Source organism: Latilactobacillus graminis DSM 20719, assembly GCF_001436415.1.
In the GTDB taxonomy this organism is placed as follows: domain Bacteria; phylum Bacillota; class Bacilli; order Lactobacillales; family Lactobacillaceae; genus Latilactobacillus; species Latilactobacillus graminis.
Window position 1 is genome coordinate 110,676 of sequence record NZ_AYZB01000001.1, and the last position, 21,653, is coordinate 132,328.

The 21,653-nt window shown below is 40.9% G+C and carries 22 protein-coding genes and 1 tRNA gene; 6 read left to right on the top strand and 17 right to left on the bottom strand.

Annotation, left to right across the window (positions count from 1 at the left end; translation table 11 throughout):
* Positions 1-27 precede the first annotated feature (27 nt).
* The 5 genes from nusG to pplA form a co-directional block, all read right to left on the bottom strand.
* On the bottom strand, positions 28-576 hold the full coding sequence (gene nusG / locus FC90_RS00525; RefSeq protein ID WP_057907350.1) for a transcription termination/antitermination protein NusG: 549 nt from the start codon (positions 574-576) through the stop codon (positions 28-30).
* Between the two features lie 98 nt (positions 577-674).
* Positions 675-848 carry a preprotein translocase subunit SecE gene (gene secE, locus FC90_RS00530; protein WP_057907351.1) on the bottom strand — a complete coding sequence of 58 codons (174 nt, stop codon included), beginning with the start codon at positions 846-848 and terminating at the stop codon, positions 675-677.
* Between the two features lie 15 nt (positions 849-863).
* Positions 864-1,013, bottom strand: a complete 150-nt coding sequence (gene rpmG / locus FC90_RS09040; protein WP_083481973.1) for a 50S ribosomal protein L33 — start codon at positions 1,011-1,013, stop codon at positions 864-866.
* Between the two features lie 70 nt (positions 1,014-1,083).
* A complete protein-coding gene (locus FC90_RS00535; protein ID WP_083481974.1) occupies positions 1,084-2,037 on the bottom strand; it encodes a UbiA family prenyltransferase in 954 nt (317 codons plus the stop codon).
* A 118-nt stretch (positions 2,038-2,155) separates the two neighbouring features.
* Positions 2,156-3,079 carry an extracellular electron transfer flavoprotein PplA gene (gene pplA / locus FC90_RS00540; RefSeq protein ID WP_057907353.1) on the bottom strand — a complete coding sequence of 308 codons (924 nt, stop codon included), beginning with the start codon at positions 3,077-3,079 and terminating at the stop codon, positions 2,156-2,158.
* Positions 3,080-3,342: 263 nt separating this feature from the next.
* Here pplA and FC90_RS00545 point away from each other — a divergent pair, with 263 nt between their 5' ends.
* From FC90_RS00545 to FC90_RS00560, 4 genes are all read left to right on the top strand, one after another.
* The gene (locus FC90_RS00545; protein ID WP_057907354.1) at positions 3,343-5,250 is read left to right on the top strand and encodes an NAD(P)/FAD-dependent oxidoreductase; all 1,908 of its coding nucleotides are present in this window, start codon (positions 3,343-3,345) and stop codon (positions 5,248-5,250) included.
* A 126-nt stretch (positions 5,251-5,376) separates the two neighbouring features.
* A complete protein-coding gene (locus tag FC90_RS00550; protein ID WP_057907384.1) occupies positions 5,377-5,823 on the top strand; it encodes a NusG domain II-containing protein in 447 nt (148 codons plus the stop codon).
* 17 nt (positions 5,824-5,840) lie between these two features.
* A complete protein-coding gene (locus FC90_RS00555; RefSeq protein WP_057907355.1) occupies positions 5,841-6,374 on the top strand; it encodes a Gx transporter family protein in 534 nt (177 codons plus the stop codon).
* 18 nt (positions 6,375-6,392) lie between these two features.
* On the top strand, positions 6,393-7,373 hold the full coding sequence (locus FC90_RS00560) for a polyprenyl synthetase family protein (RefSeq protein ID WP_057907356.1): 981 nt from the start codon (positions 6,393-6,395) through the stop codon (positions 7,371-7,373).
* A 62-nt stretch (positions 7,374-7,435) separates the two neighbouring features.
* On the opposite strand, the gene FC90_RS00565 is transcribed toward FC90_RS00560, so the two are convergent.
* Both FC90_RS00565 and FC90_RS00570 read right to left on the bottom strand, forming a co-directional pair.
* A tRNA-Thr gene (locus FC90_RS00565) sits at positions 7,436-7,508 on the bottom strand.
* A gap of 62 nt (positions 7,509-7,570) precedes the next feature.
* A complete protein-coding gene (locus FC90_RS00570) occupies positions 7,571-8,410 on the bottom strand; it encodes an HAD family hydrolase (protein WP_057907357.1) in 840 nt (279 codons plus the stop codon).
* 198 nt (positions 8,411-8,608) lie between these two features.
* On the opposite strand from FC90_RS00570, the gene FC90_RS00575 reads away from it, so the two are divergent.
* Positions 8,609-8,824: a DUF2187 family protein gene (locus FC90_RS00575; protein WP_057907358.1), complete on the top strand. Its 216-nt coding sequence runs from the start codon at positions 8,609-8,611 to the stop codon at positions 8,822-8,824.
* A 527-nt stretch (positions 8,825-9,351) separates the two neighbouring features.
* Here FC90_RS00575 and FC90_RS00580 read toward each other — a convergent pair.
* From FC90_RS00580 to sdaAB, 6 genes are all read right to left on the bottom strand, one after another.
* The gene (locus FC90_RS00580; protein WP_151886719.1) at positions 9,352-10,203 is read right to left on the bottom strand and encodes a YitT family protein; all 852 of its coding nucleotides are present in this window, start codon (positions 10,201-10,203) and stop codon (positions 9,352-9,354) included.
* Between the two features lie 78 nt (positions 10,204-10,281).
* Positions 10,282-11,703: a C69 family dipeptidase gene (locus tag FC90_RS00585; RefSeq protein WP_057907360.1), complete on the bottom strand. Its 1,422-nt coding sequence runs from the start codon at positions 11,701-11,703 to the stop codon at positions 10,282-10,284.
* 51 nt (positions 11,704-11,754) lie between these two features.
* Positions 11,755-12,108 carry a PqqD family protein gene (locus FC90_RS00590; protein WP_057907361.1) on the bottom strand — a complete coding sequence of 118 codons (354 nt, stop codon included), beginning with the start codon at positions 12,106-12,108 and terminating at the stop codon, positions 11,755-11,757.
* Positions 12,083-14,026, bottom strand: coding sequence for an OPT/YSL family transporter (locus FC90_RS00595; protein WP_057907362.1), 1,944 nt, complete (start codon positions 14,024-14,026; stop codon positions 12,083-12,085). Before FC90_RS00595 ends, FC90_RS00590 begins: the two co-directional genes overlap by 26 nt.
* A 24-nt stretch (positions 14,027-14,050) precedes the next feature.
* Positions 14,051-14,941 carry an L-serine ammonia-lyase, iron-sulfur-dependent, subunit alpha gene (gene sdaAA, locus FC90_RS00600; protein WP_057907363.1) on the bottom strand — a complete coding sequence of 297 codons (891 nt, stop codon included), beginning with the start codon at positions 14,939-14,941 and terminating at the stop codon, positions 14,051-14,053.
* A gap of 14 nt (positions 14,942-14,955) precedes the next feature.
* Positions 14,956-15,606 carry an L-serine ammonia-lyase, iron-sulfur-dependent subunit beta gene (gene sdaAB / locus FC90_RS00605; protein WP_057907364.1) on the bottom strand — a complete coding sequence of 217 codons (651 nt, stop codon included), beginning with the start codon at positions 15,604-15,606 and terminating at the stop codon, positions 14,956-14,958.
* Positions 15,607-15,960: 354 nt separating this feature from the next.
* Here sdaAB and FC90_RS00610 point away from each other — a divergent pair, with 354 nt between their 5' ends.
* Complete coding sequence (locus tag FC90_RS00610; protein WP_057907365.1) at positions 15,961-16,602, top strand: SDR family oxidoreductase; 642 nt, start codon at positions 15,961-15,963, stop codon at positions 16,600-16,602.
* Between the two features lies 1 nt (position 16,603).
* Here FC90_RS00610 and FC90_RS09145 read toward each other — a convergent pair whose 3' ends face one another.
* From FC90_RS09145 to FC90_RS00630, 4 genes are all read right to left on the bottom strand, one after another.
* Positions 16,604-17,224: a hypothetical protein gene (locus FC90_RS09145; RefSeq protein ID WP_057907366.1), complete on the bottom strand. Its 621-nt coding sequence runs from the start codon at positions 17,222-17,224 to the stop codon at positions 16,604-16,606.
* 100 nt (positions 17,225-17,324) lie between these two features.
* Entirely contained in the window at positions 17,325-18,527 is a 1,203-nt protein-coding gene (locus FC90_RS00620) for a C40 family peptidase (RefSeq protein WP_057907367.1), read from the bottom strand.
* A gap of 207 nt (positions 18,528-18,734) precedes the next feature.
* Positions 18,735-20,069 (bottom strand): CoA-disulfide reductase, encoded by a 1,335-nt coding sequence (locus FC90_RS00625; RefSeq protein WP_057907368.1) that lies wholly within the window; start codon positions 20,067-20,069, stop codon positions 18,735-18,737.
* Between the two features lie 24 nt (positions 20,070-20,093).
* Positions 20,094-21,491, bottom strand: coding sequence for an L-cystine transporter (locus FC90_RS00630; protein ID WP_057907369.1), 1,398 nt, complete (start codon positions 21,489-21,491; stop codon positions 20,094-20,096).
* Positions 21,492-21,653 lie beyond the last annotated feature (162 nt).

The window sequence follows — 21,653 nt, forward strand, 5'->3', positions numbered from 1 at the left end:
AATCGCCAATATTGACGCCTTCGCGTCCTAAACTAATTCATCCACTTGGTCGTAGTCGAGTTCAGTTGCTGTTTCACGACCAAACATGTCAATATTAACTTTTAACTTCATTTTCTCATCGTCGACTTCAGTAATTTGACCAACAAGTCCCACAAAGGCACCTTCAATAATTTTAACAGATTCACCGACCTTGAATTCAACATCCAAATGACGTGTGCTCATCCCAAGTTGACGCAGAATCTGTGTGATTTCTTCATCTAATAGCGGTGCTGGTTTACTACCAGCACCGTGTGACCCGACAAATCCGGTCACACCCGGTGTATTCCGTACAACGAACCAAGCCTCATTTGACATCACCATTTCAACCAAGACATACCCGGGAAAAGTTTTTTTCATGTCGACTTTGTCCTTGCCGTTTTTAATTTCATGTTCTTCTTCTTCGGGCACCACAACGCGGAAGACATTATTTTCCATCCCCATTGATTGTGCCCGTGATTCAAGGTTTGCCTTCACTTTATTTTCGTAACCTGAATATGTGTGTAAGACGTACCAATTTTTTTCAATTGATTCAACCATGTCTGTTCTCCTTTTAAATTCCAAAATAAAAAAACTTCGACCACGCGAAGTTTTTTGCTTGCCATCAGTATAGCAAATTCAATTTAATTAAGCCAGTTTTAAAAGACAAATAATTGTAGTACTTTTAAGATTGCAAAATCAACAACGCCAAAGAAAATCGCAAATAAAACGGAAGTCATGACTACTGTTGTTGCGTCTTTTCGCGTTTGTTTAGCGTTTGGCCAACTAACAATTTTCATTTCCTGACCAACACTCTTGAAAAACTTAATCATCTTATATCCTCCCTGTTAACGTGTTTCTTTGTGTAGTGTATACTGTCCACAATGTTTACAAAATTTATTTAACTCTAGACGTTCTGTCCGATTCTTATTCTCAGCAACGTAATAGTTACGTGAACCGCAGACAGTACAGGCTAAGGCGACTTTCTTAATACCCATTTGAAAAGCCCCTCTCTAATTGACATTTAACCATAACTCTATCACGGGTTGCCCAAACTGTCAATGTGGTTTATGACCACCACGTTGTCCGTACAATCGCCAGTAACAAGCTGGTGATCAGGCTAATATTAACAACCATCGCATTTTGGATCGCTGTAATAAAGGTTTTATTTTTCAGTTGTTGCGTCTTAAAAATCCGATTGTTGTGCCTAATCACCGGGATTAATAATAGTACTATTAACGACTCGTTCGGTAATACATGGAACATCACAGCAATCACTGCGGCAACCAGCGACACCCAAATCAGTAGATTATACAACCATAACGCCCAGTTTAGCCCTAAATAATGCGGTAATGTATATCGTTCATTGCGCCGATCTTGTTCTAAATCACAGATATTATCGGCCAACATAATATTCGAAGTTGGCAATGCAATAATCACCCCAATCAATCCCAAGCTTAACAGCGTTGGCAAATTTCCACTGAGGGATACTTCTGGCCACCTAAAGTGCAGTGCCATAATCCTATCACTCGGAACATTCACATAAACCATGATGAAAAACGCCCCAAATGATTCTGTTACTCCACTTAATAATTCGCCCACTGGCATCCGCGATAGCGGTATTGGTCCAAACGTGTAAAAAATCGCAATAAAAATACAGGCCCCTCCGATTAACAATAATAGCCAATTAGTTTGCCATACAAGCCAGATGCCCGCGAGCACACTAAAACCCAAAAAATAAAGGATTAAATGCAATGCCTTAGTAGGTGATAAACGTCGGCGTCCAATAATGTTCGTCTGCGCGCGATAATCCAAATCAACCGCCTTGTAGTAATCCATTACGTTATTAAAACCAGTCACAAATAAAGCAATCGAAAACTGTGCCATAAAATAAACGGTCGTTGTCAGCAGATTAAGCTGGCCGTACACATACCAACAATAAACTATTCCTAAAATTAATGGTAGAACACTAGCTGTCTTCACCTCGATACGGACAAATTCTAAAAATGTTTTAAACGTCATCTTGAACCTCCTTCCATTAAAAATGGCTAGGATAAGTAAACTTGTCCTAGCCATTTTGTAAATTCTGTCAGATTGTCTTCACCTAACTCGTTATACAACCTTCGTAAAAAATAGTGTTTTATTCACCATAAATAATGTTGTCAACTGTGATTGTGGCCGTATTCCCGTTTTGGGCAGCGTTAACCAGCTGTTCAGCATAATTTACAAAACTATGCGATGATTCTGTTGCACCAGAAACAACGTCTACTTTACCGGGTTCTTGCGCTTTAACGAATTCAGAATTCAACTTAGCAATGTATTCTTTAGGATTAGTCTTAGCAATCTTTTTCATTTGTTTGTTATATGATGCATCGTCAGCTTTTGACTTGCCATCTTTATTGATATTATCGAATTTAGAATCAGTGATTTTCCCGTCTTTAACCACCATTGTGAAGACGGTTCGATAGTCATGACTGTAATTCTTTTCTTCTAACTTATATGTGCCATCTTGCATCTTAGCCCCATTGTTGATTTCGATGGTATTTGTATTACCCGCTTGTGCTGCTTGAACTAATTGTTGAGCGTAATTTTTAAATGAGTTTGAACTATGAGTAGCGCCTGAAACAACATCAATACTTGAAACATCGGCTCCATTAGCTGTAAATTCTTTATTTAATTTAGGAATGTATTCTTTAGGATTTGTTTTTGAAATCTTCTTCATTTTTTCATTGTAAGCTTTATCATGCCGCTTTGATTTGCCATTTTTATCGACGTAATCGTAAGTCGTCTTAGAAACTTTGCCATTAGCAACTGTCATTGACATCTTAACGCGATAATTATTTTCGTAATTCTTTTCTTCTAAGTTGTAAGTTCCATCTTTTAATTTAGCACCGGCAATTTGCTTTTTAGGCGTTACTTTTTTATTTGAAGCTTCTTTGACTGAACTAGATTTTACCTCTTTTGAAGATGAATCTTTAGCACTATTACTATTGCCACAAGCTGCTAAAACCATTGCTGACATTGCAACAACCGATAAACTAGCTAATGCTTTACTTAATTTCATAATTTCCCCGCCCTTTTTTGATCATATATAATTTGTGCCAATATTCACACAAGGTCAGTTTATCTTTTTTGTGTAAAAAGTTCAAGTATTTTTATTAACTTAATTCAAGTTAATAAAATTAGGCTTTATAAAAGTTAAACCGGTTTCTTATTCAGTTGGGAATCCCTTTAATATTATCCGTGAAAAAATAGACAAACTACTGGTAGTTTTGTATAATGGAAATTGATTGAAAACGTATTTATTTCACTGAGGGGTGACTTATCATGGCTCAAAAAAATATCGTCATTATTGGTGCCGGTTTTGCTGGCATTTATGCGACTAAGAAACTTGCACAGTATTATAAAAAACATCCAGATTATCAAATTACATTAATCGATAAACATTCCTATTTTACTTATTTAACAGAATTACATGAGGTGGCTGCTAATCGCGTCCCTGAAAACCATGTACAACACGATTTACAGCACCTCTTTTACCGACGAAAAAACGTTAAGCTGGTCACCGATACGGTTACACGAATCGATCAAGCTAACCAAACCGTGATTACCGAACATGGCCGCTACGCCTATGATCAAGTTATGCTGGGTATTGGGAGTGAACCAAATGACTTTGGCACACCTGGAGTTGCTGAATATGGTTTCACTTTAGGCTCATGGGAACAAGCGATTGAATTAAAACAACACATTATCGATGTTGTTCGTCGCGGGGCAATTGAACACGACCCGGAAAAACGGCGTGCACTTTTGAATATCGTGGTCGTTGGTTCTGGCTTTACCGGAACTGAAACCATCGGTGAATTACGTGATTGGCGTGATGAACTAGCAGCTGATAACAAGCTTGATCCTGAAGAAATTCAATTCACAATGATGGAAATGGCACCAACCATCATGAATATGCTCGACCGCAACGATGCAGCCAAAGCAGAACGTTATATGGCTAAACAAAAAATTGACGTTCGAAAAAATACTGGTGTCACTGGTGTTCACGAAATGCACATTGATTTAAATGATGGTTCAACTTTCCCAACTGCCACCTTAATTTGGACAGCGGGTGTTAAGGCTTCCCCACAAGCGGCACAATTTGGCCTAACAACGGGTAAAGCTGGCCGAATCGTGACAAACGAATTCATGCAATCTATTGACGATGACAAACTTTACGTTGTCGGTGATGTAGCTTTCTTCGATGAAAATGATGACGGCCGTGGTCAACCACAAATTGTTCAAGGCGCCGAAGCATCTGCTGCAACAGCCCTAAAGAACATCATCGCAACCGAAGAAGGTAAGGAAAAAGTCCCATACAAAGCTAGCTACTCCGGCTTCATGGTTTCAATTGGTTCTCGCTATGCGGTAGCCAACTTGATGAATTTCTTCCATCTCAGTGGCTTCTTTGCAACATTAGTTAAACATCTAGTTAACATGCTCTATTTCGTTCAAATTTATTCTGGCTACGATTTATTCCACTATTCACTGAATGAGTTCTTCAGAACGAAGAACGATCGCAACTTGATGCGCGGTCATATTTCACGATACGGCAACGTTTTATGGACTGTCCCTGCGCGGATTTTCTTAGGCGCGATGTGGCTCGTTGATTGTTGGGATAAGGTTCAAGGTGAAGGCTCTTGGTTCACCAATAAGCTCCGCTTACCTTTTGACTGGCTTCAACCAGCAGTCACCAGTGGTGCTTCTAAAGCAGCTGATGCAACAAGTGCAGCTAGTGGTGCTGCCTCAAGCGGCGCTGCTGAACCAGCGACTGCTAAAGTCACATTCGGTCTTTCTTATTTATTCGGTCATGATCCAATGCCTGTGTTCGATAAGATGCCCCACTGGTTCTACAGCATCACGAAGGTCTTAATTCCAAACCAAGAAGTCGCCTTCTTCATGCAAAAAACAATGACTATTATTGAAATTTTAATCGGTTTGGCCTTAATCGCCGGCCTCTTCACTTGGTTAACCAGTGCAGCCACGGTTGCAATGGTTATTACCTTCTGTCTTTCAGGCATGTTCTATTGGGTTAACATTTGGATTATTCCAATGGCTATCACTTGTATGAATGGTTCTGGACGTGCATTTGGATTAGATAAGTGGGTTGTCCCATATTTGCAAAAGCATCTCGGTCATTGGCGCTATGGTCAGCAGCATGCGCTTTATAAAAACCAAACGCCGCGATCATAACCGGCTTACGATGCATTGAAAGTAGCTTTTAGTAGTTAGGTATTGCACGTAAAAAGAGGTTATGACAGACAGCCTTTTGTCATAACCTCTTTTTGTTGCTATTTTTAAAGGGAAAGACTGATGCCTATGTTTAAAAAAATTTGTGCTAACCGATACATTAAAATGATTCGCCCTGGTGATATAATAATAGTCATCGGCCTATTTATTCTATCGTTTGCACCAGTTGCTGTTTTTAGTTGGCACGAATGGCAAACAACTCAAGCGGCGGATTCAAATGCACCGGTATTGACAGCCTACGTCAAACATGATGGCAAAATCGTCTACAAAGTGAACCTGTCAACCCACCGCGGCGTTAGTCACTTCACTTATCGCGATGCCGGCGGTGACTACAACAAAATTAAGGTAATCGATCATGCCATTGAAGTCACTGAAGCGAATTGTTTCAATCAAATTGATGTTAAGCGTGGCAAAATTTCAAAACCTGGCCAAACCATTGTTTGTTTACCACATAAACTACTAATTGAAATTAAATCTAAAGATGGCACCGATACGGGTGGAATGGTTTCTGCCTAACCAAAAGGAGCACGACAATGACGAATAACCAAACACGAAAATATATCTACATTGCACTCCTGTGCGCTCAAGGCATCATTATTAGTCTTGTTGAACGCGCGATTCCATTTCCATTTGCCGTGGCCCCCGGCGCTAAGTTGGGACTAGCTAATTTAATCACCATCATTTCATTATTTACCCTACCGGTCAACGATTGCTTTTTATTGATGGTGATGCGAACTATTTTATCCGCCTTACTAGGCGGGACGCTTTCGACTTTTATGTATAGCCTTGCTGGTGCGACATTTAGTTTTTTAGGAATGGTCGTCCTTAAACGCTTTAGTCGCCGTTTTATCAGTATGATTGGTATTTCAGCTGCTGGTGGGCTACTCTTTAACGTTGGTCAACTTTGTGTTGCCAGTTTTATTGCCCAAAGTTGGCAGGTCCTCCTCTATCTACCAGTCTTGGCTTTTCTCGGTATTTTAGCCGGCATCGCAGTTGGTATTGCTGCAAATTTTTTATTCGCACACGTCAAAACACTGACCTCTTTAAAAATGCAACACGAAATTTAGTTTAGTAAGGAGTTAATTATGGCAAAAGTCCATGCCATGTGGCAGAACTATCCAGAAATCGAAACCGAACTTGCGCAAAGCCTTGCGTTAATTGAAGACAACGTTCACACCAAAAATCAAGCCGTCACCGACGCCATTTTAGAAATGATCAGTGCTGGCGGCAAGTTGCTCCGCCCTGCTTATTGCTTATTATTTTCGCAATTTAATGCGGTTGACCGCCAGAAAATGATTGCCTTAGCCGCTACTGTTGAAACACTACATACAGCAACTTTAATTCATGACGATATTGTCGATGATTCTGCCTTACGACGCCATCAACAATCAATCCAAGCTCGCTTTGGCAAGGATGTTGCCGTTTATGCCGGCGACTACTTATTCGTTGTTTGCTTCAAATTATTGGCTAATTATGCTAGCGATTTAAAAAGTATTCAATTTAACAGCCAGACGATGGATCAAATTCTAGATGGTGAGCTCAGTCAAATGACAACCCGCTATAATCTTGATTTAACCCCAGAACAATATTTACAACAGATTAATGGCAAAACTGGTCAGCTATTCGCTTTAAGTTGTTTCATTGGTGCTTATGAAAGTCAAAAAGGCTTAAAGTTCGCCCGGCAAGCCGAGAAAATCGGCTTAAATATCGGCATTGCTTTCCAAATTCTGGATGATATCTTAGACTATACCCAGACCGATGTCGATTTTGGCAAGCCGGTCCTTGATGACATGCGCCGTGGCGTCTACTCGATTCCACTCATCTTGACCCTTCAAACCAATCGCTGTCAATTAGCTCCTTATCTCGAAAAACAAACGGCAATGAGCGATGAAGATCTACACACCGTCCAAACCATCGTTCGCCAATCCAACAACGTCAAAAAGGCCCAAACGCTTGCACAAAATTATACAAAGCGAGCACTCGCAGGAATTGCTAAACTTCCCGATATGCCTGCCAGAATAACACTTCAAAAATTAACCAAGACTTTATTAACTAGAACCACATAAAAAAGAACCGCATCCTTAAAAACGTACAAGGATGCGGTTCTTTTTGAAATTACCTATACAGAAGCTGTTTATCGGATTTGAACCGACGACCCCCACCTTACCACGGTGGTGCTCTACCTACTGAGCTAAAACAGCATTTCACGGTTGATTAATACCGTGATATAAGTATATCGAAAAATAAAAAGCGGGTCAAGTCTTTAAAGACCAACTTCTGTATCTGAAAGTGCTAATTCAAAATGCTGCTGCAAGAATTTAGCCACCCCATCATTAGTATTCGTTTCTGTTTCATAGTTAGCAATCGCTTTAACCTCTGGTAAAGCATTGCCCATCGCTACGCTGTACTTAGCCGCGGCCAACATCCCCATATCATTTTGACCATCGCCAAAGACGATAGTATGATCTGCATCAATCCCATGGATCATTTGAATCTGGCGAATCGCAGTGGCCTTATCAATTCCAGTTGGAATCATTTCAATATTATCTGGTCCAGAAGATGATAAACTCATTACAGCCTGGTCCATTAGCCTTTGCTTAGCGGCGGCCAAACTCTCCGGATGTCCGCGGCCAATAATAATCCCATTAGTAATCTGATCACTTAAATTTAATAACATCTCTAAGTCAGCTACAGGTTGATAATCAATTCCCGCATCCAACGTTAAATTACCCGCATCACGGGCCACAAACTTGGGAATTTCTTGTGTATAATAAGCCGCATCGGTTGTAAAAAAATGTGCAGATAGATTGGGATCCGCAAGACAAGCCTCATAGGCTGCTTTCAAGGCTTTTTTACCTAAATAACGTTGCGTCAGCTGATGCTCGTTTTCAAAAACAGCGCCATTGGAAGCGATAATCCGCACATCATCATTAATCTGGCGCGAAATCACACGTCCGAGATTATACAGTCGTCCAGTCGCAATGTAAAAAAGCACATTCCGTTTTTGCAACGTCCGGATGACACGTTTGGTCAACGGTGTCACAATTTGATGGTCACGTACCAATGTTCCATCAATATCTGAAAAAACTAAGTAAGGTTCCATATGCATTCCCCTAAAATTAGATTTGTAACCGATAACACTTTTTATTCTAGCGTATTTATTCTGAAAATAAAACAATTAGTTTACTTTTATTTACAATCTATTTATAAATTTCACGAAGTATGGCTTGCTATTTAGTAAGACATAGTTTATTATCACCTTATTTGATAATTTTAATAATGTCTGAAGGAGTTCTTGGCTATGGATAAAGAAAAGCTCAATATCGGTGACTTAGTAACTGGAAAAGTGAATGAAGATTTAGATGGCGCCTTTTCAGGTACCGTTGAAAAAGTATACGAAAACTCCGCTTTAATTAACATTACGGATTTCGATGCCGCTGACAAAGCAAATATTTCGGAATTAAACAACAAAATTGTTGTTAACCTCAAGCAGCTAAAAGCTGCGAAAGTAAAATAGATTAACAGATATATAAGTCGCTTTTAATACCGGTCAGTATCGTTTAGGCATCTTTACTCTCATTTTCCATATAAGGCATTGTAGCGGCGTAAATAGAGCAATTCAATATTAAAACCTATCGTTGACCCAGACCCCCATTAAAGTAAATAATGGGGGTCTTTTTATGACTAAAATTTCTAAAGAAAACTAAGCTAAAAACATTTCTTAAACACAATCAAAGAAAACTGGACAAATATAAAATTAGTAAAAAATGCGATTTAGAACGACAGCATCTTAAAATGCTGTGTGTCATCATATGCGTCATTTAGTCCTGCTTTTCTGGTTAACTCATCTAAAAGATTCCTACACACTGGTCATGGTTGTGGCAGATGCTTTACGACAATCCAAATGAAAATAGGCGGCACGTTACCGATAAAATATCGACGACGTGCCGCCTAGAAAAGATAACTAATTATTTACTTTAACTTCTAGGGTCTACCTCACCGTCGGTTGCCCTCTTTTAATATTGAGTATAACTTTACTTTAGACTATATCACATTTTCAAACTTTCCCCATAGGTTCATTGTGGATTGGATATTAACAAAAGCATCTGGATCAGCATCTTTCACAGCCCGCTTTAATTCTGTTAAATCGTATTTGGAAACAACCGTCATAATGACCGTTGTTTCTTGATTTGTGTATAGTCCCGTCCCGTCGAGTTCAGTTGCCCCATGGATAAATTCGCGCATCCGTTTCTTCAAAACTTCCGGTCGCTTAGTAAAAATTGTAACCGTCACCTTCTGTTGTTGAATATAAATGTAATCCATCAACAAACTTGAAATAAAAATTTCAACAATACTGTATAAAGCAGCTCCCCAGCCAAAGAAGATTCCGGCTGCGAGAATGATCATACCGTTAATAATATTGTTCACAACACCGACTCGTTTACCGGTCAAGCGACCTACTAGGGTAACAATAACGTCGGTCCCACCAGTCGAAAACCCAGCCTTAAAACATAGACCAACGCCTAAGCCAATTAATGCACCACCAAATAAAGCGCCCGCAAAACGCTCTGTCACAATCGGATGGACTGGCACTGGAATGATTTTCAAGAAAAGGACACTTGTGAAAACTGCAATAATACTAAAAATTGCATATTGATGATTAATCTTAAACCACGCTAATATTAATAGTGGGACATTCAAAATAAAAACCAACGTTGCAACACTTAAAGAACCACCCATGTATGTGACTAATGCGGTTAATAATTGTGCAATCCCTGTGACACCACTCGAATAAATTTTTGCTGGTATTAAGAACAAATTGACACTGACTGCGGCTAAAAAGCCGTAAAGCATCGCAATAATGACTTTTTTGGCATTTCCTTTTACTGCTATCACATTCAACACCTCCATCGATTAAAAAAGTCACGCTCCTCCTCGGAAGAGTGTGACCAATAATAAAAATTACAAGTTTAACTATAAATTCTTATCCATGACGAAGGTCAACTTCGATAATTGCGTCCCTTCTGTCACTAATTGTGCTAACAAATCAGTAGTTGCTTCATGATAATGAGCAGCAATAGCATGATTCTGTTGGGTCAAAAAGTCAACGGGATCAGCTTGGGATGTCACTGCACTATCTACCGTAGCAATCATCGTTCTTGCCCATTGTGATAATGCTTTTTGATAGTCAATATCAGCTTTTTTAAAGGCCCCATAGTGTGATTCAACAATCATTGCTAATGCTTCATATAACCAATAAGCGTTCTTCAATTGCATCTTCGCTGGCAGTTCGCGATAACTTTCATCCGTATCCGTCGCGTTCGCAAAAAATGGTACGTGCGGACAGAATGTTGGTACCCCAAAACCTAGCCATTGAACACCGCGCACAGCATCGGGCACATTATTTCTAATCTGACAGATATGTGAGTTTTGCGTCCGTGAAAGTGAAATCGCTCGATAAGTTGTCTTTTGTTCTTCGGTCCCATTTCCAAGTGGATCATAAAGCGTTTCGTTGTAATGTGATTTTAACACACCTTGGACATCTTCTACACTTAATTTACGATTTGCCTTGCGAATAAACGGTAAATTATTTGATTCTGGATCTTGTTTAACTTCAGGATTTAAATAACGCTGGGCGTACCAAACCCGTGGTGTATTGTAGTGGTGGTCCAATTCAGTATCCGTTCCAAAAATCTTACGGAAGTTCCATTCGGTCTCGCTTGGGTTTAGCTGGTTATCGTTAACAAATGCTTGAATTCCTTCAGACCACATGTAGTTTTCTGGATCATTGAAGTCGATATCTTCAATGGCAATTTGATTGGCTGCTACTGCATAGCAATCATCCGGAATCCGGACAGCTACCCAATGATGACCAGTAACAATTTCTTGATACCAAACCTCATTTTGATCACTATATTGAACCCCATTCCCTTCAGCAGAACCATACTTAGCAATCAAGTTCCCCATCAATTGAACCCCTTCACGGGCCGAATTAATATATGGCAGAACTAACGTACACATTGAATCTTCAGCTAAACCTTGCTTGACCAACGGATCATAAGCTAATACCCGTTCGTTAGCATAGACACTTTCAGTTGCGGAGAGGGCGACATTTTTTTCATTAATCCCATCTTCTTCATTTAAACCATCACTTAAGTCACCGTTGGGGGTCGACGTGTAACGATAACCGTCCGTCGGCAACGGCACGGTTAAGCCGTTATATTTTGAAACATATGTCTCGTGTCGATCATGAACTGCTGGTTGTACGAAGAACCGTTTAGGATGGATTGCATAGAAGCGATCCTCATTGCGCGAAATCATCGTAGAGCCATCAATTGACGCATTCTTCCCTACCATCATTGAAGTACATGCTGATAATTCGATTCTGTCTGTCATTTGAAAAACCCCTTTTTATTAAAGTATGATTCACTAATTGATTCATAAAACTTAGACGATTACCCGCCGGATCAAATGCTCGGTGTGCTCTAGATGATTCAAATACACGAGTAATCGTTCATATAGATATTCACCGGCTTCATCATATTGCCCTGCCAGTGCTTGACCAATCTGGTGGACACTTCGTTTTCCGTTCACATGTCTAAAGACAAAACTACCGTAATCATCGAGTTCCAGCTGGGTTTCTAGCGGGGTTTTCACATGCAAACGCCGTAATGTCCGTTGAATCCAATGGTTCTGCGGCCGAATAATAGTGACTTGACCAGCTTTTAACTTAAATTGGACTTGCGGATTTTTTTCATAGACAAGTTGTTCTAAATCAATCTCCGCTTTCTGGCGTCCCATCTTCTGTTGCCCCTCCTTTATGAATCATCATAAGTGGCACAGTAATCGAAACAACCATCACAGCCAATAAGATAATCCCCATTGCATTGGTCTTGGCAAAACCAGTAAGTACCCGATCCTTAAGCAGTCCAGTAACATGGAGAATAATTCCGATTAATCCAATGATTGAACCTCCAGCAATTAACCCCGATGATAAACTAATCCCACTTTGAATTCGGTTATTCTTAACTGCCTCATCCTTTGATACTTTTTCAATGAAGACTTTGATCAATGCCCCAATTAAGATAATTGAAGTGGTTGAAATTGGTAAATAAAAACCAATCGCAACCGTCATAATTGGTAAGCCTAAGAAATAAAATGCTAATGCCATCACAACTCCAACAATAATCATGATCCATGGCAATTTACCCGTCATAATTCCAGATGTTAACGTAGCAATTAAGTTAGCTTGTGGTAACCCAAAGGCTGGTGTTGCACTATCTGTAACAAATTGTGGCGATAGAATGCTGATTGTCCCAACAGTTACGATAACGCCGACAATGCCGGCAATCATGAAATATTTCATCATTTCTGATTTTGAACCGCCGATAACATAAGTTACTTTCTGCGATTGCATGTAGCCACCACCAACAGCAACAGCGGTTACAACGAACGTTCCAAACATCAGTAAGATTTGCGTGTGACTATTATCTGTCCACCCAAATAATACGAAAACGACCGTCATAATCACTAATGAGGCAATCGTCATGCCTGATACAGGAAGGTTCGAACAACCAATGGTCCCAGCAATTCGTGCTGAAACAATCACAAAGAGTAAACTCAAAATGGCTGCTAGCAATGCCCCAACAATCCCCATCAAGAAGTTTTGCGCGATGATCATGCCAACAACAAAGATGCCAACACCACCAACAACAATGGCGACCATGCCAAGTGTATTTTTTTCTTCGCCTGCTACGTTTTTAGCAGCTAAAGTTTTCTTGATTGATGTCACGATAGTTGGAATTAATTTAAGCGCACCAATTAATCCACCACAAAGCATCATCCCAGCACCAATATATTTAACGTATGAACTTGATAAATCATTAACAGCCATTTGATTCACTGCTAAACTAGTGTTATTCCAAACATGAGCACTGTTGCCGGCCATATCCGTAAAATAACCAATCAATGGCGCAATTGCAAAATTTGATAAGATTGCACCGGCAAACATTGTTAAGGCCACCTCTAAACCGACAATAAAACCAATTCCAGCAAGTAGCGGATTTACTTCAACATCGAGCTTCCATTTATAAAAAGATGAACCGACATAGCTAATCATGTTATTGACAACTCCCAGTACTGATGTCGTCAACATCGTGACAATTCCGCCAATTCCAAAGCCGATACCCATGTATTTAAGCGAATCGCCACCCGTGTCTGATGCGACTAAAGTCTCTGAAATCGCCATGGCTTCTGGATAAATTAACTTACCATGCTCCTCAATGATTAAATAATTGTGCACTAATGAGGCCGTTCCCATCGAGAAGAGAATTGCTAGTATTCCGACAATGACCCCTTGAATAAAGTTAATGTGACCACCAATTAAAATAATAGCTGGTAAAACATAAATCATCCCACTAGCAATGGATTCACCACCGCTAGACATTCCTTGCATGATATTCTTACCTAAGATGCCCTTTGATTTGGCAAAGGCCCCAACTAGACCCGAACCAATGATTGAACCGGGAATCCCAGCTGCAACGGTTAGGCCAGCTTTCATCCCAGAATACGCTGTCGAAGCAGCAAAAATAATTGCTAAAAGACTACCTAGAATTAAAATGGTTAAGTTACCGACCTTTTTATCGCCTTGATTAACATACGGTATATATTTTTCACCTGAAACACCGCCGTACGCGGATTTCGAAAGTTTCTTTTGCATGGTGGTTCCTCCTAAAAGTCGCTTTTATTTAAGACTCTTATCTTTCCCAAAGATTTGCATCTTCAGCGCGATTCCAGTTGGTGTGGCTGCTAGTCCACCCAAACCAGTTTCACGTAAAGTCGCTGGCATTTCTTCGCCAATTCGCTTCATGGCACTGATGACTTCATCAGCCGGAATTTTGCTGACTAATCCTGCCAATGCCATATCAGCGCTAGTTAAGGCATCCACAGCCCCAATCACATTTCGTTTAACACACGGAATTTCAACAAGTCCCGCTACGGGATCACAAACCAATCCTAAAAGATTCGCCATCGCTATTGCAAACGCTTCTGACGATTGTTGCGGCGTCCCGCCCGCTATTTCTACTGCGGCTGCGGCACCCATCGCTGCGGCACTCCCAACTTCAGCTTGACAACCACCTGTAGCACCTGCAATCATTGCGGTATTAGCAACCACCATCCCAAAAGCAGCCGCACAAAATAAAAAACGAATTTGTGCATTGCGATCAAGCGCCAAACGTGCAGTAAGCACGGATAAAACACCCGGTAAGGTGCCTGCCGAGCCAGCAGTAGGTGTCGCACAAATAATCCCCATCGAAGCATTCACCTCATTGGTCGCCATTGCATTTTGCATTGCGGTTAGCATCACATCACCGGATAAAGACTGTCCTTTTTCCCGATATCGCTTTAATAAAACAGCTTCACCTCCCGTGATGCCGGTTGCAGATTGAACACCCTCGCCCGTCACACCTTTTTCTTCGGCCGCTAACATGACATCCAAATTTTTACCCATGGTTGCCCAGATAACCTCACGACTAGTATGACTCATCTCTATCTCTTGTTCAATAATTAATTCAGAAATTGGCACTTGACGTTTTTGTGCAGCTGCAACTAATTCGTGAATTGCTGTATACATTTTCTCACCACTTTCTACAGAACAATAACATCTTGACTCATCCCACGTACCTGTTCAATTTGTTCCGGATACGGTTTATCAATTAGTTCAATTTTATACAAGAAACGATCAGGTACTTTAACTGAGATACGCTTATCCCGATAATTCTCGCCAAAAATACGATCCAAAGCAGTCCCAATCGCTTGCTCAGATTCAACAAAAATTAAAGGTAACGGTCCATCGGTCTTGATCTTAATACCATTAAAATCTACTTGCCGAATTTCAATAGTTCCACCACCAATTGAACAGCCCCAAATGGTTAATTCTTTTTCACGATTAATTAGTGTTAATTCCGCTGTATTAGGATGATTAACTGGGCTTTTACCGGGTTCTTCAATGAAGACCACGTCAATGCCTTGTCGCCGCGCTAAATCCACTGCCATTGGCACTCGCTTGTCAGCAGGATCGAAGCCTAGTACGCCACTAATAATAGCATAATCAGTCCCATGACCTTGATGCGTTTGTGCAAAAGACTCATAATAACGGACAATGATTTTACTAATTGATGTATGAAAAAGTCGATTAGCCACGTGCCCAATAGCAACTGCACCAGCAGTATGTGAACTTGATGGACCAATCATAATTGGTCCAATAATATCAAAAACACTGCGATATTGATTTGGCATGTCTCCGCCTACTTTCTAAGATAGCATTAATAAATGTCTTATTTATCGAAATAAATCACAATTTCTATGTCTGTACTATAACACAAAATAAATTAAGCTTCATGATATTCTAATAAGCAATTCTGGAATAAAATGAGAAACTTCTTAGACTTATTTTCATCATATTTATCGGCAATTATCGCCCTTTTAAATCGGTTAATTCCACCATTACATTTCATTTATTGGCGCGTTTTTAAATCAAAACATTCAGTTTTTTTGTTCTACAACACACCCTTTAAAAAGTATCTATCTTTGCGTCTATATCCATTAACCTCTATAATAAGTAGTACATACAATTATCTTGGAGGTCTTAATATGCATATTTTTGTTATTGGTGCTCACGGTAATGTCGGTCAACTTTTAATTAGCCAACTTGTTGCTGCTGGCCACAATGTAACCGCCGGAATTCGTGCCGAACGTCAGGCGAATGAACTTTCTCAACTCGGTGCTACACCGGTATTATTCGATCTAACCAAACAACCTAGGGACTTAGCACCATTATTTGCCAACCATGATGCAATCGTCTTTACAGCTGGTTCTGGCGGTAAAACAGGCGACGATCAAACACTGTTGGTTGATCTCGATGGCGCCGTTAAGAGCATGGCAGCCGCTAAAATAGCTGGAGTAAACCGCTATATCATGGTCAGTGCCCTCTTTGTTGAGGACCGTACTAAATGGCCGGAGAGCATTAAGCCTTATTACGCAGCCAAATACTATGCTGATCACTGGTTAGAATTCTCCGGTTTAGATTGGACCATCTTGCGTCCTGGGACACTTACAAACGACGAAGCTACTGGTCTAGTGACAATGCAACCATCTGGTGGGCAAGTTGCACGTGCTGATGTCGCTGCGATGATTCGTACCGTCTTAGAACACCCAACCGAAACAATCCACAAGAAATTCTCGTTTGTTAACGGCGACTTGCCTTTAATAGACGCCATCAAAAAAGCAGACTAAATTAGTCTGCTTTTTTCTTAGTCTTTTTTTTAGTCGTTGCTTTTTTGGTAGCTGTCTTTTTAACTGTTGTCTTCTTGGCAGGCGCTTTTTTCTTCGTCGTTGCCTTTTTCTTAGGTGCGGCTTTCTTCTTAGCGGGTGCCTTCTTTTCGACTGGTTCTTCTTTAGGCGCCTGTGAACCGATTACGACGGCTTCCAAGTCCTTTGTTAATAAGTCGGCAATCTTCGTCCAATTAGCAGCTGCCGCTTCTTCAAACGAAGCTACCGTCCCAATCAAGTCAATCCGCATGTTCGAGCGATTAATGAGTGGTGATGTCACGTATAAATAAAGATTCACCTCTGCTTGGTCGTCGAGTTCAAAAAATTGATTTACTTTTTTAATGTATTGTAATGGCAGATTCACAATCCCCGTTTCCAATGTCACTTTAACGGGTTCGCCAGCATATTCTGTCAGCACCGAAAAAGAGGCCAAAGCTTGCTTTTCAATGGCTTTATCAATAGCGGGTTTTAACTGCGCCAAAATCCCGTCCGCCACAAAAGGATCTGGCGTGGGGAGCTCGTATTCATCCGTTAAATAGGTTTGATCTTGAATTTGATTGATAAATGCTTGTACTTCTATCTTCATCTCGTCAGTCCTTTTTTAAATCTCTACATATCATAGCTTATTTAGGGTTAAAATACAAAAAACATCCCACTTAGGTGAGATGTTCGTTTAATTGCAATCATTAAAAGACACGGCGTGCAAAACTTGGTGCATAGTATTGCATTGAACCGATCTTAACGTTTTCGCCAGGTTGTGGGGCATGAATATATTGACCGCCACCAATGTATAGCGCAACATGGTATGAACTCCCTTGTGAACCCCAGAATAATAAATCCCCAGGTTGCAAGTTACTTAATGAAACAGCATAACCGGCACTTTCTTGAGGGACTGTCCAACCACCGATACTCTTACCAGCAGCATTTCTGAAGACATAGTCCATTAAACCAGAACAGTCAAAACTACTTGGACCATGGGCACCCCAAACGTAAGGTTTACCAATTTGAGCCATCGCCAAATTAATAACGGCTTGCGCATTACCAGTCGTTGCTGCAGGTGCAGTTGGAGCTGGTGTTGGAGTCGTTACAACTGGTGCTTTTTGCGCTGGTGCTGGTGTTGTTTCTTGAACAGGAGCTGATGATTCTTGAGTAGCTGGTTGTTGTGTTTGAGTTGTACTTTCTGCTTGAGCAGGCGCACTACTTTCTTCTACAGCTGGTGTACTTTCTTTTGTGGCAGGCGTTTCAACTGGTGTTGTCTCATTTTCTGCGACAGGCGCTGGTGTTGTTTCAACAGGAGTCGTTGTTGCAGGTTGTGCTGGTGCTACAGGTTTTGCAACGGGCGCTGGTGTGGCTTCAATCTTACCATCACCGGTAAAACGAGCTGGTACCCAGCCGCCATTTTCAAGTTGATACCATTCTTCGCCAGAAACAGTTTCTGTTTTCACAACGTTGACGGTTTGACCATAACCTAAGTATTGGCCTGTTGGGGCTGTATAAGTTGCTGTTGACCAAACAGTTGTTGCGCCACCGGCATAGGCAATCCGAGCTGTCTTTTGAGCAGCAGGTGCTTCTGTTGCTGGTGTTGTTTCAGCTGGTGTGGCGTCACCTATTGTTAAGTAACGTTCAGGTACCCATTCACCGTTCCCAATTCGGTACCAAGTTTCAGCACCAATTTTTTGTGATGCCAAAAGATTGACTGATTGGCCCTTAAAGATGTATCGTTTAGCAGTTTGACCAGTTGTTGGACTTGTCCAAACAGTTGTTGCACCATCTGCGTAGTTGACGGTGGCTGTCGTTGCTGCTTGGACTTGCCCTGCACTCAATAAACCGATCCCAGCTGCCCCTAAAATTCCAGAACTCAATGCAATCAAACTCTTTGTGTTGTTCATTAAACTGTCTCCTGTCGATAAATTTTTTATTTGTGTTTTCTTAATCATCGTAATTAATTCATAACTAACTTTGTAAAAATTTAATTTCTAAGAGTAATTTTATCACATACCAGACTAAACATTCAAGTAAACGCTATAAACAAAAGGGTAAAATAGTAACTAAAAAAGTGTCATCACACATTTTTTGTGCAATGACACTTTTTTTAATTAGTGTGCCACGTTGCCAGCTACATTGAGTGCATCCCATGTTCTGGCAAATGGTGGTGCATAAACCAGATCGAGTAATCCGAGTTGTTCAGTAGTCATCTTAGCTTGGATCGCAGTCGCTAGTACATCAACACGCAACACCGCGTCTTTTTGACCAACCACTTGTCCGCCAATTAAGATATGCTCTGCTTTGGTGTAAATCAGTTTAATCGTCAAATCTGATTGGCCGGGATAATAACTCGTTTGGTTCTTGTCGTGGATTAAAACCGTACTGAAATCAATACCAGCCGCCGCTGCTTCTTTTTCCGTTAGTCCGGTTCGGCCCGCTTCTAGCGTGATTAACTTCACACCAGCAGAATTCAACATTCCCGGCAATTGCGCCGCTTGACCACCTAAGTTTGCACCGACAATCCGGCCTAATTTATTGGCCCCCGTTGCAAGCGCTGAATACATTGGTTGGTTCGTCACGCTATTGATAACCGTTGCATTATCGCCAGCCGCATAGACATTTTCAATCGATGTCCGGCCCGCTTGATCGACAATAATCGCACCGTTTCTCAACTTCTTCAATCGATCATCCGTGATGAATTGCGTATTAGGCCGAATCCCAGCTGCTACAATCACCAAGTCTGTTGCATATTGCCCTTTATCAGTCACAATCCCGGTCACCTGGTCAGTTCCTTCTAAGGCTTGTACAGCTTCTGATAAGTGTAATTCAATTCCGTTATCACGTAAGTCATCCGCGAACATGTCCGTTAGTTCTGGATCAAAGGCCAGCGGCAACACACGATCTTCAAGTTGAATCACACGGACTTGTTTACCTAGCTGATGGAACTCTTCGGCGATTTCTAAGCCGATAAAGCCCGCACCAATCACCGTTACTGACTGAATCTGATCATCTTGCCCTAATGCGCGTAATATTTGACCATCCGCCATCGTCCGTAGATGATAGACGTTTTTTAGATCAACATTTTTAATCGGTGGCATCACGGCTGTGGCCCCCGTTGCTAACATTAATTGATCATAAGATTCTGTGCGATCTTGATTGGTTTTCAAATCCCGAACCACGATTGTTTGTGCATCAAAGTCAACTGAAAGTACTTCGTGTTCAAGCGCAATATCAATACCCTGTTGTGCGAATTTTTCAGGTGTCCGGGCAATCATTTGGTTGGGATCTTCGAAGTGCTCGCCAACAAAATAAGGTAACCCACAAGCCCCAAAGGACACATAGTCCCGTTTTTCGTATAACGTAATGTCTAAATCTGGATTCGTTCTTTTTGCTTTCGCAGCCGCACTGGTTCCCGCAGCTGTGGCACCGATAATAATCGTTCGCATCGCTAAACCCTCCATTTTTTGAAATTAAGCCATTTCGTCTGAATCTTCCGTCAAACTCATATCATTAAACTTATTCTTATCGAGTTTACCTAATAAGTGGGCCGATAGGACACCAGCCGTCATTGAGCCATCAACATTCAAGGCTGTCCGGCCCATATCGATTAATGGCTCAACTGAGATTAATAGTCCTGCTAAACCGACTGGCAAGTTCATTGAAGAAAGCACGATTAAAGCGGCAAATGTTGCGCCACCCCCGACACCGGCAACCCCAAAGGAACTGATTGCAACAATCAAGATTAGTTTAACCAAGAAACCGATGCTCCAAGGATTAATCCCAACGGTTGGAGCAATCATCACGGCTAACATGGCTGGATAAACACCCGCACAGCCGTTTTGCCCGATTGAAGCGCCAAATGAAGCTGATAAGTTAGCAATCCCATCTTCAACGCCTAAGCGTTTTGTCTGGGTTTCAATGTTCATTGGAATTGACCCCGCACTTGTTCGAGAAGTGAACGCAAAGATTAAGGTTGGAATGACCTTTTTGATGTAGTTAATTGGATTTAAGCCTGTCAATGTAATTAATAGGAAATGAATCAAGAACATGATGATCAGTGCCACGTAAGAGGCAATCACGAACTCACCCAGACTGAGAATCCCTTTGACGTTTGTTTGCGCTACGGTCGTTGTCATTAAGGCTAATACCCCATAAGGTGTCATCCGTAAAATTAAGGTGACCATGCGCATGATAACCGCGTATAAGGCGTTAACAATTTTATTGAACATTTCTGCTTGTTCCGGCTTTTTACGTCGTAATTGTAATGCGGCGACCCCTAAAAAGGCTGAGAAAATAACAACAGCCAATGTTGATGTGGGACGTGACCCCGTCATATCCATGAATGGATTTTCAGGAATGAAGCTGACGATTTTTTCCGGAACGGTCTGTTCTTGAACATCGCCTAACTTCGTTTGTAATTCTTTTGAGCGAGCTTTTTCAACTTGACCTGATTGGATATCACTTGCGTTTAATCCAAAAACATTAGCCGTTGTCGAACCGACTGTCGCCGCGATTAATGTTGTAAAAATTAAAATCCCAATAACCAAGCCAGCCATCTTGCCTAGACCCTTAGACGATTCTAAATTGGTGATGGCTTGAATAATTGAAACCATTACTAATGGCATAACGATCATCTTTAAGAACGACACATAGCCATTCCCAACAATCCCAATCCAATCAGCAGTTTGTTTAACAACCGTTGAATCTGCCTTAAAGATAATTTGTAGCAGTGCACCAAATAAAATACCAACGCCCAGTGCCGTGAAAACACGGCGACTAAACTTAACGTGAATCCGGGCCATCTTGTTTAAAACAAATAACATGATGAGCATAATCACGATGTTGATTATTACATATGTAATTGTCATCTCTCTACCCCATTCCATTTTTAATACTTACATATTGTAAACGATAGTGCTTATTTTTGCATTAGATAGGTCCTATTTCTCATAATTTATTTCAAAATCGCTAATAATCAGTTCCAAATTACCGGCTTACTTTCAGAAAAGAGCAATGCAAATCATGTTGCT

What these genes read in the sequence shown, in the direction of transcription:
- nusG (WP_057907350.1), bottom strand. Translation starts at nt 576, where the DNA reads ATGGTTGAATCAATTGAAAAAAATTGGTACGTCTTACACACATATTCA.
- secE (WP_057907351.1), bottom strand. Translation starts at nt 848, where the DNA reads ATGATTAAGTTTTTCAAGAGTGTTGGTCAGGAAATGAAAATTGTTAGT.
- rpmG (WP_083481973.1), bottom strand. Translation starts at nt 1,013, where the DNA reads ATGGGTATTAAGAAAGTCGCCTTAGCCTGTACTGTCTGCGGTTCACGT.
- FC90_RS00535 (WP_083481974.1), bottom strand. Translation starts at nt 2,037, where the DNA reads ATGACGTTTAAAACATTTTTAGAATTTGTCCGTATCGAGGTGAAGACA.
- pplA (WP_057907353.1), bottom strand. Translation starts at nt 3,079, where the DNA reads ATGAAATTAAGTAAAGCATTAGCTAGTTTATCGGTTGTTGCAATGTCA.
- FC90_RS00545 (WP_057907354.1), top strand. Translation starts at nt 3,343, where the DNA reads ATGGCTCAAAAAAATATCGTCATTATTGGTGCCGGTTTTGCTGGCATT.
- FC90_RS00550 (WP_057907384.1), top strand. Translation starts at nt 5,377, where the DNA reads ATGTTTAAAAAAATTTGTGCTAACCGATACATTAAAATGATTCGCCCT.
- FC90_RS00555 (WP_057907355.1), top strand. Translation starts at nt 5,841, where the DNA reads ATGACGAATAACCAAACACGAAAATATATCTACATTGCACTCCTGTGC.
- FC90_RS00560 (WP_057907356.1), top strand. Translation starts at nt 6,393, where the DNA reads ATGGCAAAAGTCCATGCCATGTGGCAGAACTATCCAGAAATCGAAACC.
- FC90_RS00570 (WP_057907357.1), bottom strand. Translation starts at nt 8,410, where the DNA reads ATGGAACCTTACTTAGTTTTTTCAGATATTGATGGAACATTGGTACGT.
- FC90_RS00575 (WP_057907358.1), top strand. Translation starts at nt 8,609, where the DNA reads ATGGATAAAGAAAAGCTCAATATCGGTGACTTAGTAACTGGAAAAGTG.
- FC90_RS00585 (WP_057907360.1), bottom strand. Translation starts at nt 11,703, where the DNA reads ATGACAGACAGAATCGAATTATCAGCATGTACTTCAATGATGGTAGGG.
- FC90_RS00590 (WP_057907361.1), bottom strand. Translation starts at nt 12,108, where the DNA reads ATGGGACGCCAGAAAGCGGAGATTGATTTAGAACAACTTGTCTATGAA.
- FC90_RS00595 (WP_057907362.1), bottom strand. Translation starts at nt 14,026, where the DNA reads ATGCAAAAGAAACTTTCGAAATCCGCGTACGGCGGTGTTTCAGGTGAA.
- sdaAA (WP_057907363.1), bottom strand. Translation starts at nt 14,941, where the DNA reads ATGTATACAGCAATTCACGAATTAGTTGCAGCTGCACAAAAACGTCAA.
- sdaAB (WP_057907364.1), bottom strand. Translation starts at nt 15,606, where the DNA reads ATGCCAAATCAATATCGCAGTGTTTTTGATATTATTGGACCAATTATG.
- FC90_RS00610 (WP_057907365.1), top strand. Translation starts at nt 15,961, where the DNA reads ATGCATATTTTTGTTATTGGTGCTCACGGTAATGTCGGTCAACTTTTA.
- FC90_RS09145 (WP_057907366.1), bottom strand. Translation starts at nt 17,224, where the DNA reads ATGAAGATAGAAGTACAAGCATTTATCAATCAAATTCAAGATCAAACC.
- FC90_RS00620 (WP_057907367.1), bottom strand. Translation starts at nt 18,527, where the DNA reads ATGAACAACACAAAGAGTTTGATTGCATTGAGTTCTGGAATTTTAGGG.
- FC90_RS00625 (WP_057907368.1), bottom strand. Translation starts at nt 20,069, where the DNA reads ATGCGAACGATTATTATCGGTGCCACAGCTGCGGGAACCAGTGCGGCT.
- FC90_RS00630 (WP_057907369.1), bottom strand. Translation starts at nt 21,491, where the DNA reads ATGACAATTACATATGTAATAATCAACATCGTGATTATGCTCATCATG.